Annotated in this window: 10 protein-coding genes and 1 pseudogene; 2 read left to right on the top strand and 9 right to left on the bottom strand. The window is 66.6% G+C overall.

The features are described 5' to 3' along the window. The first annotated feature begins 109 nt into the window (after nucleotides 1–109). Nucleotides 110–943 (top strand): DUF1206 domain-containing protein, encoded by an 834-nt coding sequence (locus tag PVZ72_RS20000; protein ID WP_273862829.1) that lies wholly within the window; start codon nucleotides 110–112, stop codon nucleotides 941–943. A 235-nt stretch (nucleotides 944–1,178) separates the two neighbouring features. On the opposite strand, the gene hrpA is transcribed toward PVZ72_RS20000, so the two are convergent. The 3 genes from hrpA to PVZ72_RS19985 all read right to left on the bottom strand — a co-directional run bounded on the left by hrpA (nucleotide 1,179) and on the right by PVZ72_RS19985 (nucleotide 7,959). Then, nucleotides 1,179–5,204, bottom strand: coding sequence for an ATP-dependent RNA helicase HrpA (gene hrpA, locus PVZ72_RS19995; RefSeq protein ID WP_273862828.1), 4,026 nt, complete (start codon nucleotides 5,202–5,204; stop codon nucleotides 1,179–1,181). 143 nt (nucleotides 5,205–5,347) lie between these two features. Then, nucleotides 5,348–6,127 (bottom strand): SGNH/GDSL hydrolase family protein, encoded by a 780-nt coding sequence (locus tag PVZ72_RS19990; protein ID WP_273862827.1) that lies wholly within the window; start codon nucleotides 6,125–6,127, stop codon nucleotides 5,348–5,350. Between the two features lie 152 nt (nucleotides 6,128–6,279). Beyond that, a complete protein-coding gene (locus PVZ72_RS19985) occupies nucleotides 6,280–7,959 on the bottom strand; it encodes a long-chain fatty acid--CoA ligase (protein WP_133859369.1) in 1,680 nt (559 codons plus the stop codon). A 259-nt stretch (nucleotides 7,960–8,218) separates the two neighbouring features. Here PVZ72_RS19985 and PVZ72_RS19980 point away from each other — a divergent pair, with 259 nt between their 5' ends. Next, nucleotides 8,219–8,689 carry a MaoC family dehydratase gene (locus tag PVZ72_RS19980; protein WP_187979019.1) on the top strand — a complete coding sequence of 157 codons (471 nt, stop codon included), beginning with the start codon at nucleotides 8,219–8,221 and terminating at the stop codon, nucleotides 8,687–8,689. Nucleotides 8,690–8,705: 16 nt separating this feature from the next. Here PVZ72_RS19980 and PVZ72_RS19975 read toward each other — a convergent pair whose 3' ends face one another. From PVZ72_RS19975 to PVZ72_RS19950, 6 genes and pseudogenes are all read right to left on the bottom strand, one after another. Further along, nucleotides 8,706–9,281: a DUF1349 domain-containing protein gene (locus PVZ72_RS19975; RefSeq protein WP_273862826.1), complete on the bottom strand. Its 576-nt coding sequence runs from the start codon at nucleotides 9,279–9,281 to the stop codon at nucleotides 8,706–8,708. A gap of 53 nt (nucleotides 9,282–9,334) precedes the next feature. Further along, nucleotides 9,335–10,405, bottom strand: coding sequence for a protein-glutamate methylesterase/protein-glutamine glutaminase (locus tag PVZ72_RS19970; protein ID WP_133859372.1), 1,071 nt, complete (start codon nucleotides 10,403–10,405; stop codon nucleotides 9,335–9,337). Then, nucleotides 10,402–10,911: a chemotaxis protein CheD gene (locus PVZ72_RS19965; protein WP_187979017.1), complete on the bottom strand. Its 510-nt coding sequence runs from the start codon at nucleotides 10,909–10,911 to the stop codon at nucleotides 10,402–10,404. Before PVZ72_RS19965 ends, PVZ72_RS19970 begins: the two co-directional genes overlap by 4 nt. Nucleotides 10,912–10,913: 2 nt before the next feature. After that, complete coding sequence (locus PVZ72_RS19960) at nucleotides 10,914–11,717, bottom strand: CheR family methyltransferase (protein WP_133859374.1); 804 nt, start codon at nucleotides 11,715–11,717, stop codon at nucleotides 10,914–10,916. 10 nt (nucleotides 11,718–11,727) lie between these two features. Then, nucleotides 11,728–12,198: a chemotaxis protein CheW gene (locus PVZ72_RS19955; RefSeq protein ID WP_183630429.1), complete on the bottom strand. Its 471-nt coding sequence runs from the start codon at nucleotides 12,196–12,198 to the stop codon at nucleotides 11,728–11,730. Beyond that, nucleotides 12,198–12,638 (bottom strand): annotated as a pseudogene (locus PVZ72_RS19950) (methyl-accepting chemotaxis protein); the annotation flags it as partial. The pseudogene PVZ72_RS19950 and the gene PVZ72_RS19955, both read right to left, overlap by 1 nt.

Below are 12,638 nucleotides of genomic sequence, written 5' to 3'. Positions count from 1 at the left end.
AAGGCCAAAACTCGCTCGCTGCCAGTCCCCGGAGAACGTCCGTCCGGCCATTAGAACCCGCACGCGGGCCACCGGTCAGTACAAGGCAGAATGTAACAGGGCATAACAGATGCACACTCGTACCGGACTTACCTTGCTGGCTCGCGGCGGCTACGCCGCTCGTGGCCTCGTCTATCTCATCATCGGCGTCCTGGCGCTGCTCGCCGCACGCGGCTCCGGCCAGCCGGCGGACAGCCACGACAGCCTGGAAGCCCTGCTCGCCCAGCCCTTCGGGCACTTTCTGGTCGGCCTGGTGGTGGTCGGTCTGATCGCCTTCGCGGCCTGGCGTATTCTCCAGGCCATCCGCGATGTCGATGACCATGGCAGCAAGCCCAAGGGCCTGGTGATCCGCGCCGGCCTGCTGGTGGGCGGCATCACCTATGGCGCACTGGCCTTCTTCGCCCTGGGGCTGCTGATCAGCGGTCTGCGCCAGAGCGGTGGTTCGGGTGGGGAAACCAACGACCTGCTGCAGATGATCCTCGGCTGGCGCTATTCCAATCTGCTGGTCTACGTCGCCGCACTGATCCCCCTGGGGGTGGGCCTCGCCCATTTCGTGAAGGGCTGGAAGGCCAGCTTCGAGCGTTATCTCGAAGCCAGTCCCGAACAGCTGCGCATGATTCGGCCCATCGGTCGCTTCGGCCTGATCGCTCGGGGCGTGGCCTTCGTCGAGATCGCCGTCCTGCTGGTGGTCAGCGGTTCGCGCTACCAGGCGCTGCATCCGCCGGGCATGAAGGACGCCCTGAACGGCCTGCAGAATCTGCCCTTCGGCGGACTGGTGCTGTCGGTGGTAGGCCTGGGCCTGATTGCCTTTGCCTTCTACAGCTTCGCGGAAGCCTGGTGGCGGCGTATCGAGATGGACCTGCCGGATGTGGGCGGCTCGCTGCGCCAGGTGCTGCCGCGCTAGGCCCGCATTAGACGTTCATACATCGCGCGCCAGTGGCTGGGTGGCTCCCCGTCCGGAACACCTAGTAGTCGTCTGGACAGTGAACGAAAGACGGGCGGCGGGCGCCAACCCATGCCGGGAGACGCTCCGCCACGCGGCCAGCCGTACCACCAGGTTGCCGCCCAGACAGCGCGGCTCAGAGATCTACGGACGATCGCTCGAACATCTTCCGAGCGGCGCCGCCGATGGAGGACCGCTAGGCCTCCACCTGGCTCCACTGCTTGTTCAGCCGCTTGTCCGACACCGGCATCCGCGTGCCCAGCTGCTGGGCCCAGAGCGACACCCGATACTCTTCCAGCATCCAGCGATAGAGCTCTAGGTTGGCGTCGCGCTTGCCCTCCTGACCATGCTTGGCGGCGCGGGCGCGATACTGCTCCCAGAGTCCGGCCAGCTCGCCGCTCCAGACGCGATCGCGCTGCACCTGGCCGCCGAGCTTGTCGAAGCGCTGCTCGATGGCCTTCAGGTAGCGTGGATACTCCTTGAGCCATTCCAGCGGCGTATCGCGGACGAACCCGGGATAGACCAGGCTACCCAGCTGCGCCTTGATGTCGTTGAGGGCCACCGCCTGGGCCAGGTCGATGCGACCCTTGAATTTCTTCTGCAGGCCATGCCAGAGCTTGAGGATCTCCAGGGTCAGGCGCGCGATGCGTTCCGCCTGCTCGGTCCAGCCCGCCTTGCGCCGTTCGGCCAGCGAGGCCAGGCCGGCGCCATCGCGGGGCAGCTCGGCGTCGTCGGCGAGGATGGTGGCGTCCAGGCTGGCCAGCAGGATGTCTTCCACCAGGGCCTCCGGCCGGCCCAGTTCGCGGTGCAGCAGGCCCAGCTCGGTGAGCCCGGGCAACTTGCCGCGCAGGAACTTGGCCTGTTCCGCCAGTTGCTGCAGCAGCAGTCGCTGCAGGGCGCGGCGGTGCTGGTAGCGGGCTTCGGCCTGGGTGGCGAAGCGGCCTTCGCGCACCGTGCCCTGCTCGTCCACCAGCGCCGGATAGACCGTCATGGAAAGGCCGGCCACCTGCTGCTGGGTCTTGGCCGCCACCTCGGCGAAGGCCTTGGCCTCCACCGGGCGCTGCTCCTGGCGCTTCTGCGTCGGCAGCGCCAGGGCCGCCTGGCTTTCCTGGGCGAAGCGCGCCGTCACCTCGGCCAGGTCGCGGCCCTCGCCCAGCGGCTTGCCCTGGGCATCGACCACCTCGAGATTCATGCGCAGGTGCGGATCCAGGCCGGCTTCGGCCTCTGGCCAGGCGTCGTCGGGGATGCGGGCGCCGGTCATGCGCTGCAATTCGCGCCCCAGCGCCTCGTGCAGCGAGCCCTCGCCGAAGGGGATCTTGTCCAGCGCCGCGCGAACGAAATCCGGCACCGGCACGAAGTTCTTGCGCAGGGCCTTGGGCAGGTTGCGCACCAGGGCCACGCAGCGGTCATAGAGCAACCCCGGCACCAGCCAGTCGAGGCGCTGGGGCGGCAGCTGTGGCAACAGTGGCGCCGGCACCCGCAGGGTGACGCCGTCACGCGGATGGGTCGGGTCGAATTCGTAGGACAGCGGCAGGGTCAACTCGCCCAGGCGCAGGGTGTCCGGATACAGGGCGGCGGTGACCTCGCTGGCTTCGCGGGCGAGGACGTCTTCCTCGCGCATGATCAGCAGATCGGGCTGCTTGGCGCTTTCGCGGCGGTACCAGCTGTCGAAGGTGGCAGTCTGGTAGACGTCCGCCGGCAGACGCGCGGCATAGTAGTCAAACAGGGTTTCCTCGTCGGCGAGGATGTCGCGGCGGCGGGCCTTGGCTTCCAGTTCGTCCAGCCGCTCCAGCAGCGCCCGGTTGGCGGCCAGGCACTTGGCGCGACTGTTGATCTCGCCACGTACCAGGCCTTCGCGGATGAACAACTCGCGGGCAGCGGGCGGATCTACGGGGCCGAAGTGCACCGGGCGACGACCGACCACGATCAGGCCATAGAGGGTGACCTGCTCATAGGCCACCACCTGGCCCCGCTTCTTCTCCCAGTGGGGTTCGAGGTGGGTCTTCTTGACCAGGTGGCCCGCCACCGGCTCGATCCAGTCCGGTTCGATCTTGGCCACCATGCGGGCGAACAGCTTGGTGGTCTCCACCAGCTCCGCGGCCATGATCCAGGTGGGTTTCTTGCGGCCGATGACGCTGCTGGGATGGATCCAGAAGCGCCGCTGGCGCGCGCCCAGGTAGTCGCCATCCTCGCTCTTCTGGCCAATCTGGCTGAGCAGACCGGCGAGAATGGCCTTGTGCAGCGCCGCGTAACCACGGGCGCGTACCGCCGCCTCGCTGGCTTCGGCCTGTTGCTGGGCCTTGGCGTTGACGTGCTTGTCGGTGGTCGGCGCGGGTTTGTGGGTGCCCTCCACGGCTGCTGGCGCTGGACTTTCGGCCTTGCGCACCTGGAGCCCCAGTTCGCGGCACAGCAGGGTCAGCTGGCGATGGGCATCGCGCCACTCGCGCAGCCGCAGGTAGTTGAGGAAGTGCTTGCGGCACCAGCTGCGCAGGGCGTTGGAACCCAGCGCCTGGCGCTGCTCTTCGAAGCCGTGCCAGAGATTGACCAGGGCGGCGAAATCCGAATCCGGGTCCTTCCACTGGGCGTGGGCCTGATCGGCCTGGGTCTGGCGGTCCGCCGGGCGCTCGCGCGGGTCCTGCACGGACAGCGCGCTGGTGACGATCAGCACCTCGGCGAGACTGCCCTGCTCGGTCGCCTCCAGCAGCATGCGCCCCAGCCGCGGATCGACGGGCAGGCGCGCCAGTTGCCGACCCAGGGGCAGCAGGCGGCCTTCGACATCGACCGCCGAAAGTTCCTGCAACAGGGTGAAGCCGTCCTTGATCGCCTTGCCATCCGGCGGCTCGATGAAGGGGAAATCTTCGATGCGACCCAGGCGCAGATGCAGCATCTGCAGGATCACCGCCGCCAGGTTGGTGCGCAGGATTTCCGGATCGGTGAAGGTCGGGCGACCGAGGAAGTCCTCTTCGCTGAAGAGGCGGATGCAGATGCCTGGCTCGACCCGGCCGCAACGACCCTTGCGCTGGTTGGCGCTGGCCTGGGAGATGGCTTCGATGGGCAGTCGCTGGACCTTGGCTCTATAGCTGTAGCGACTGATGCGCGCGGTCCCGCTGTCGATCACGTAGCGGATGCCCGGCACGGTCAGCGAGGTCTCGGCGACGTTGGTGGCCAGCACAATCTTGCGCCCGGGGCGCGGCTGGAAGATCTTCTGCTGCTCGGCCGGGGTCAGCCGCGCATAGAGCGGCAGCACCTCGGTGAATTTCAGCTGGACCTTGCGCAGGACCTCGGCGCAATCGCGGATCTCGCGCTCGCCGGGCAGGAACACCAGCACATCGCCCGGGCGCTGACCGACGCTGCGCTCGTGGGCCTCGATCTCGTCCAGCGCCTGGAGGATGCCCTGGTCCACCGAGAGATCGTCCACCAGCCGTTCGCCGTCTTCATCCACCTCGGCGCTGAGCGGGCGGTACCAGGTCTCCACGGGATAGGTCCGCCCGGACACCTCGACGATGGGTGCGCCGTCGAAGTGCCTGGAGAAGCGCTCCAGATCGATGGTGGCCGAGGTGATGATCAGCTTGAGATCGGGACGACGCGGCAGCAGGGTCTTGAGAAAGCCCAGCAGGAAGTCGATGTTGAGACTGCGCTCGTGGGCCTCGTCGACGATGATCGTGTCGTAGCGCTCGAGAAAGCGGTCGTGCTGGGTTTCGGCCAGCAGGATGCCATCGGTCATCAGCTTGATCAGGGTGGCATCGGTGCTCTGATCCTCGAACCGCACCTGATAGCCCACCAGTTCGCCCAGCGGCGAACCCAGTTCCTCCGCCACCCGGGCGCCCACGCTGCGCGCCGCCAGCCGGCGCGGCTGGGTGTGGCCGATCAGTCCCTGCACACCCCTGCCCAGTTCCAGACAGATCTTGGGCAGCTGGGTGGTCTTGCCCGAACCGGTCTCGCCGGCGATCACCACCACCTGATGGGCGGCGATGGCGCGCTTGATCTCCTCGCGCTTGGCGGCGATTGGCAGGGCGTCGTCGTAGCGGATGCGCGGCACGCTGGCACGCCGCGCCTCGACCTTGGCACAGGACGCCTGGAAACGCTCCAGCCACTGGGCTTCGCGAGTCGGATCAGGTTGTTTCTGCAGGGCCTGGAGCTGGCGCCGCAGGCGATGGCGATCGGCGTTGAAGGCCTGATCCAGGTTGGCGGCGAGACGGGCAACGGAGGGGGTATCGGTCATGAAACTCTTTCGACGGCGGTCGCTTGGACCGGTAAGTGTAAAAGAGTTGGGGGGTGCGGCGGGGCTTTACAAGAACGGCGGGTGGAAAACCGCCGGGTTGCCGGCCCCTGCGCGACGCCTGGTCGCGCAGGGGCGGTAGCGCATTAGCGCTTGGCCTGGACGCTGGCCACGTTCAGTTTGGCCGGCGGCGTGCGCAGGGCCATGTCCAGGGACTGCAGGGCCTTCCAGGCGTCCTGTTGCAGATCGGCGGGATCGGCGTGATCGAACTTGATCTTTTCGCCGGCGGCCGGCAGCGGCGGACGGGTGCCGTAGATCAGCGCATAGAAGACCGAGGCGGTCAGGTAGGTGCCGGTAAAGGACGGATGGCTGCCGTCGGGCAGGAACAGCCCCGGCTGCGGCTGATCGGCCAGGGCCTTCTGCCAGGCCTGGCCCACCGGGGCCAGCAGTGCGCCGGTCTCCTTGGCCAGGGGGGTGTAGACGCTGTCCAGCTGCGCCTGCATGGTCGGGTTGTTCTGCCGGGCCCAGGTCAGGTACAGGATCGGCTGGGCGCCGTCCTTGCGCGCCAGATCGGCGATCAGGCGTACGTACTGACGGGTGAGGTCCGGATTCTTCACCGGCATCATGCTGTGATCCTGGATCACCACGTAGTCGTAGTTGGCCTTGGCCAGCTCGTCCTGCACGTCGTGGCGCTTCCAGTGTTCCTCGAGGCTGGCGCCGCTGAAGGTTACATGCTTGACGTCCAGCGGACGCGACTGACCAGCCTCGACGGACATTTGACGGACCATTGCCGGCAGATCGTTGACGAAGGTGTAGCTGTTGCCCACGAACAGGACGCGGATGGGTTCACCGGCCTGGACCTGACCGAGCACGCTGGAGCCCAGCAGGAAGAGGCCCAGCACGGCCTGGCGTACGCTAATTCGCATGGTGTGTCCTCAAGGAAAGAGGTCGGAGAGATGACGGCAAAATGCCGCCTGCGGTTTATACCCGAACCTCTTGCGAAAACCATGCTTGGAAACCAGCGGCACCGCTACCAGTCGACGAGAGGTAGCGGCGCAGGGGACGTAGCGACGTCCTGTTACGCCTTCTTGAGTTCGGCGTCACGCAGTTCACGACGCAGGATCTTGCCGACGTTGGTGGTCGGCAGGCTATCGCGGAATTCCACCAGTTTGGGTCGCTTATAGCCGGTGACGTTGTCGTGCATGTGCTTGAGCACCTGCTCGGTGGTCAGGGACGCACCGGGCTTGGGCACCACGAATACCTTGATCTTCTCCCCCGCCACCTCGTCGGGAATGCCGATAGCCGCGCACTGCATCACCCCGGGCAGCTGGGAGAGCACCTCTTCCAGCTCGTTGGGATAGACGTTGAAGCCGGACACCAGAATCATGTCCTTCTTGCGATCGACAATGCGCAGGTAACCATCCGGCTCGATCACGGCGATGTCGCCGGTACGCAGCCAGCCCTCGGCATCCAGCACCTCGGCGGTGGCCTCGGGTCTCAGCCAGTAGCCTTTCATGACCTGGGGGCCCTTGACGCACAACTCGCCGGGGGTGTCGAAGCCCTGGGCCACGCCATCGGCATCCACCACCTTGCAGTCGGTGCCCGGCACCGGCATGCCGATGGTGCCCAGCCGGCGACGCTCCAGCGGATTGAAGCTCACCACCGGACTGGTCTCGGTCATGCCGTAGCCTTCGCAGATGCCGCAGCCGGTGACCTCTTCCCAGCGCAGGGCCACGGATTGCTGCAGCGCCATGCCGCCGGAAAAGGTCACCTTGAGCTGGGAGAAATCCAGCTGGCGGAAATCCTCGCTGTTGCACAGGGCGGCGAACAGGGTGTTGAGACCGACGAAGCCGTTGAAGCGCCACTGCCTGAGTTCCTTGACCAGCGCCGGCAGGTCGCGCGGATTGGTGATCAGGACATTGTGGTTGCCCTGGATCAGCATGGCCATGCAGTGAATGGTGAAGGCATAGATGTGGTAGAGCGGCAGCGGCGCGATCATGACCTGGGCACCGCCGCCCAGGTACTTGGTCATCAGCACCTGGCACTGCAGCATGTTGGCCACCAGATTGCGGTGCGTCAGCATGGCGCCCTTGGCGATGCCGGTGGTGCCGCCGGTGTACTGCAGCACGGCGACGTCCTCCGCCGCAGGGTCGGCGTCGACGAAATCGACGTGCTCGCCCTTGGTCATGGCATCGACGAAGCGGATGGAATGGGGAATGCGATAGGCCGGCACCATCTTCTTGACATGGCGGACCACGGCGTTGACCAGCAGGCGCTTGAAGGTCGGCAGCAGGTCACCAACCTCGGTGATGATGACGTGGCGGATATCGGTCTGCGGCAGCACCTGTTCGGCCAGGTGCGCCATGTTGGCCAGGCAGACCAGCGCCCGGGCGCCGGAATCCTTGAACTGGTGCTGCATCTCGCGGGCGGTATAGAGGGGGTTGGTGTTGACCACCACCAGGCCGGCGCGCATGGCGCCAAAGACCACCACCGGGTACTGCAGCACGTTGGGCATCTGCACGGCGATGCGATCGCCGGGTTGCAGGTCGGTGTGCTTTTGCAGATAGGCGGCGAACTGGCCGGACAATTCATAGAGTTCGCGGTAGCTCAGCGTCCGCCCCAGATTGCTGAACGCCGGGCGCTCGGCGTAGGTCTGGCAGGCCTCGCGAAATACCGCCAGGACGTTGCGATAACGGTCCAGGTCTATGTCTGTCTGGATGCCCTCGGGATATTTGTCACTCCAGAAATTCGGCATCATGCAGCCCGCTCCCGCTCTATGGTTATTGTTCGTTGGCGTGCCGTGATCAGCGCTGAACCGGCCCTGCGAGCCTAGCAGCTTTGCCTAGCCCGCAACAGCATCAATATCCGCCCTTGACGTCACTTAATGACCATATGATCAATTACGGTCACGCTCTCTGCCGGCTTTTCCGGGAGGTGATTAGCCTCTGGCGGCGAGGCTGGGTAGAATGCCCGGCTTCGCGGCGTCCGCCGCCTTGTCACAGCTGCCGGAGCGCTTCATGAGCCTGACCGAAAACATCCCTTATGAAGCCCTCGAAATCGGCCAGAAGGTGACCGTGACCCGTACTATCGAGGAGCGCGACGTGCTGCTGTTCGCCGCCGTCTCCGGCGACTGCAACCCGCTGCACTTGGACCCTGAATTCGCCGCCAAGACGCTGTTTCGCGAGCCCATCGCCCACGGCATGCTCAGTGGCGCCCTGATCAGCGCCGCAGTGGCCTGCAACCTGCCGGGACCGGGCACCCTCTATGTCGACCAGACCATGACCTTCGAAAAGCCGGTCAAGCTGGGCGATACCCTGACGGTGGAAATCGAGGTGCTGGAAAAGCTGCCGAAGTTTCGCGTGAACCTGGCTACCCGGGTGTTCAACCAGCATGGGGACAAGGTCGTCGACGGCGTCGCCAAGGTGGTCGCGCCGCGTAAGCCGGTGCAGGTGCAACAGGTGGAACTGCCCCCCGTCACCGTCGGCTGAACCACCCTTCCCCGCGTCAACTCAGATCGGCCAGGCCTCGTTGCAGCGGGGCTTGCAGACTGAACTCGCTGAACGCCACTTCCATGCCGCCGCGCTCCGGGGTGCCACAGACCGGGCCGACCCGGTATTCCGCGGCGGCTGGCAGGCTGGCCAGGCGCAGCAGCGGCCAGCGCTGACCGTCGAACGAGGTCTGGACCCGCAGGGTACCCTGGGTCAGGGTGACCCTCAGCCACACCTCCTCTCGCTCACCCAGCGGTGCGCCCACGGCCAGATCCGAGCGTCCCAGGGTCAGGACGCTGAGCAGCTGGGGGGTATCGTCGAAGTAGCCGATGCCGACGCGCAGCCACTGCTGCTCATCGATCCGCACCATCAGCCCGGCGTGGTCGCCCTGGTTCTTGCAGCGCGCCGCCACCCGCAGCTGGGCGGTGAAGCCACTGGTGACCCGGGCGCCGAAGAAGTGGCCGCTGTGGCGCTCGGCGCCGTCGTGGGTCTGACGCCAGAAGTCACTGTGGCGATCGGTGATGACCCGCAGCCGCTCGGGCTCGGCCAGCCAGGTCTCGGGTTCATTGATCCATTGGCAGATGTCGAACATGGGGCTCTCCTCGCGTGCTCGCGCTTGGAGTCCCGCCTGCCCCGCAAGTTCGTCTAGACCCCACCTTTGAGAATGGCGGCGGCGATCTGGCCGAGGCCGATTTCCTGCTCCACCGCGCCGAGCTTCATGGCTTCCTTGGGCATGCCGTAGACCACGCAACTGTCTTCGTCCTGGCCGAGGGTCCGGCCGCCGACGTCACGCAGCTCCTTGAGGCCGCGGGCGCCGTCATCGCCCATGCCGGTCATGATGATACCCAGGGCATTGCTGCCGGCGGCCCGCGCCACCGAGCGGAACAGCACATCCACCGAGGGGCGATGGCGACTCACCGGCGGACCGTCGACCACGTCCACCTGATACTGGGCACCACTGCGCTTGAGCAGCATGTGGCGACCGCCCGGGGCGATCAGCACCCGCCCCGGCAGGACCCGATCGCCATGCCGGGCTTCGCGCACCTCCAGCTCGCAGAGGCGATCCAGGCGCTCGGCGAAGGCGGCGGTGAAGCGCTCGGGCATGTGCTGGACCACGACGATGCCCGGGCAGACCCGTGGCAGTGAGGTCAGCACCGCTTCCAGGGCCTGGGTCCCGCCGGTGGAGGTACCCAGGGCGACGATGCGCTCGGTGGTGCGCGCCATGGCCGGGCTGCCGCCGGCCGGCAGGATGGCGTCGGCGCTGAGCTTGGGCGTCGGCACCACCGGCACGCCACGGGGCGCCAGGCGCTTGAGATTGGCCCGGGCGGCGGCCTTGACCGCGCTGGTGAGGTCGTCCGAGGCGTCCTTGAGGAACTGCTTGAGATTGGCCTGGGGCTTGGTGACGATGCTGACCGCCCCGGCGGCCATGGCCTGCAGGGTGGTGGCGGCGCCCTTCTCGGTCAGGGTCGAGCAGATCACCACCGGGGTCGGACGCTCGGCCATGATCTTCTTGAGAAAGGTGATGCCGTCCATGCGTGGCATCTCCACGTCCAGCACGATGACGTCGGGCCACTGCTTGCGCATCTTGTCCTGGGCGAACACCGGGTCGGCGGCGACCCCCAGCACCTCGATGGCCGGATCCTCCGCGAGACTCTGGGCGAGCACCTGCCGCACCACGGCGGAGTCGTCGACGATAAGGACCTTGATCTTGTTCATGGAGTAATTCTCGTAAGCGGCGGAACATAGGGTAGCTCCACCTGTTGCATGAGCACCCGGCCGTCGACGAGGTCCAGGGACAGTTTGCGATGGCCGGCGCCGCGGACATGGGTCCGCACCGAATGGATACCGGCCTGGGCCAGCTGCGCCAGCGCCGCCTCGACGTTGACGTCGCCGATGCTGCGGACGCGATCGCGCAGGAGCTGGGGAAACATGTTGCCGCCGCCGTAGAGGTGCACCTGGTAACCGGGCAGATCACCGCCGTGGCGGGCGATCGCCCCCAGCAGCAGCTGCAGGGATTCGTCGACATAGTGACCGTCGGCGGGCGCGCCGGGCACGGCGCGCTGGCGCGTGGGCAACAGCGCATGGGTCATGCCGCCGAGACGGCGCCGCGGGTGCCAGAAGACGAAGGACACGCAGGAGCCCAGGATGGTCCGGATCCGCACCTCGCCCTGGCCGAAATACCATTCGCCTGGACGCAGAAACAGCTCCGGCGCGGCTGCCATGGCTAGAGCGGACGTTGATAGATGGAAGGACTGACCATTTTCAGGGCGTCGGTCACCCCATTGAGGCTCTCGGAATGACTGACGAAGAAGTAGCCACCGGGTCGCAGGTGGCGGACCAGGCGGGCCACCACCTGGCGCTTGGTGGGCACGTCGAAGTAGATCATCACGTTGCGCAGGAAGATGATGTCGAAGGTGCCCAGCTCCGGCAGCGAATTGTTCAGATTGATCTGGCGAAAGGCGATCCGCGCGGTCAGGCGCGGATCCACCAGAAAGGTGCCGTCGTTGTCGCCCACGCCCTTGAAGCAATAGCGCCGCAACAGCGCCGGCGGGATGTTCTCGGCTTCGGCGAGCGGATACTGGGCATTGCGCGCCTTGGCCAGCACCCGGGTGCTGAGGTCGGAGGCGACGATTTCCCAGGGCCGCTCGCCCAGTCCTTCGGCCAGGGTCATGGCCAGCGTATAGGGCTCCTCGCCCGAGGAGCAGGCGCCGCTCCACAGCCGCAGCGGCTGGCGCCTTTCCCAGTTCGGCAGCACCTGCTCGCGCAGGAAGTCGAAGTGCTTGGGCTCGCGAAAGAAATAGGTTTCGTTGGTGGTCAGCAGATCGACCGCCATCTGGCATTCCGCCTGGTCGCGCTGGATCAGCTGGAAATAGGCGTCGTAGCTGGGCGTGCCGCGCTGGCGCACGCGCTTGGCCAGGCGACCGCTCACCAGCGGGCGCTTGGCATCGGACATGCTGATGCCGGCGACCCGGAAGATGAAGCTGCGAAACTGGCGGAATTCGCTGTCGGTCAGCGCGGGGAGTTCCATGGTTCGCGACTCAGGCAGCCGTCATGGCGGCGAGCTGGGCGAGATCGTCTGCGCCCAGCACCCGATCCATGTCGAGCAGGATGACGAAACCGGCACCCTGCTTGGCCATGCCGAGGATGAAATCGGTGCGGATCGAAGCGCCGAAGCGCGGCGCCGGCTCGATGCCGTCGGCGCCGATCTCCAGCACCTCGCAGACCGCGTCCACCACGATGCCGAACACCTGGGGGCCACCGTCGACCTGGATCTCCAGCACCACGATGCAGCTGCGGCGGGAGGTCTCGGTCACCTCGTTGCGAAAGCGCACGCCGAGGTCCATGACCGGCACGGCGGCGCCGCGCAGGTTGATGACGCCACGGATGGCCGGCGGCAGCATGGGCACCGTGGTGACCGCGCCGTACTCGATGATCTCCCGCACGCAGCCGGTGTTCACGCCGTAGAGGTCACCGGCGAGCTGAAAGGTCAGAAACTGGCGCAATAGCATCAGGCTTGCTCCTCGAAACGGGCGAAACCGGCCGGCACGCTGCCACGGGGCGCGCGACGGGGCGAGTCGATCAGCGCCGAGGCGCGCTCGGCCAGGCTCGACCCCGAGCGCTTGGCGCCGGGACGGGCGACCTGCTGGGCCACCGGCGAACCGCTCAGGGTGAAGTATTCCATCATCTGCTGGAGCTGCTCGGCCTGGCCGCTCATCTCCTCCGCGGTGGCGGCCAGCTCTTCGGACGCCGAGGCGTTCTGCTGGGTGATCTGGCTCAGTTGCAGCATGGCGCCATTGATCTGCTCGACCCCGGCGCTCTGCTCTTCGGAGGCCGCGGTGATTTCCTGCACCAGGTCGGAGGTCTTGTTGATGGAGGGCACCATCTCGGCCAGCAGCGATCCGGCGCGCTCGGCCAGGGCCACACTGCTCTTGGCCACGGTGCCGATTTC

Source organism: Pseudomonas sp. LA5 (assembly GCF_028640825.1).
GTDB lineage: Bacteria > Pseudomonadota > Gammaproteobacteria > Pseudomonadales > Pseudomonadaceae > Chryseomonas > Chryseomonas aestiva.
This window is presented reverse-complemented; position numbering and strand designations above follow the sequence as displayed.

Coding starts and splice junctions, on each gene's coding strand:
- PVZ72_RS20000 (WP_273862829.1), top strand. CDS start 110: ATGCACACTCGTACCGGACTTACCTTGCTGGCTCGCGGCGGCTACGCC.
- hrpA (WP_273862828.1), bottom strand. CDS start 5,204: ATGACCGATACCCCCTCCGTTGCCCGTCTCGCCGCCAACCTGGATCAG.
- PVZ72_RS19990 (WP_273862827.1), bottom strand. CDS start 6,127: ATGCGAATTAGCGTACGCCAGGCCGTGCTGGGCCTCTTCCTGCTGGGC.
- PVZ72_RS19985 (WP_133859369.1), bottom strand. CDS start 7,959: ATGATGCCGAATTTCTGGAGTGACAAATATCCCGAGGGCATCCAGACA.
- PVZ72_RS19980 (WP_187979019.1), top strand. CDS start 8,219: ATGAGCCTGACCGAAAACATCCCTTATGAAGCCCTCGAAATCGGCCAG.
- PVZ72_RS19975 (WP_273862826.1), bottom strand. CDS start 9,281: ATGTTCGACATCTGCCAATGGATCAATGAACCCGAGACCTGGCTGGCC.
- PVZ72_RS19970 (WP_133859372.1), bottom strand. CDS start 10,405: ATGAACAAGATCAAGGTCCTTATCGTCGACGACTCCGCCGTGGTGCGG.
- PVZ72_RS19965 (WP_187979017.1), bottom strand. CDS start 10,911: ATGGCAGCCGCGCCGGAGCTGTTTCTGCGTCCAGGCGAATGGTATTTC.
- PVZ72_RS19960 (WP_133859374.1), bottom strand. CDS start 11,717: ATGGAACTCCCCGCGCTGACCGACAGCGAATTCCGCCAGTTTCGCAGC.
- PVZ72_RS19955 (WP_183630429.1), bottom strand. CDS start 12,198: ATGCTATTGCGCCAGTTTCTGACCTTTCAGCTCGCCGGTGACCTCTAC.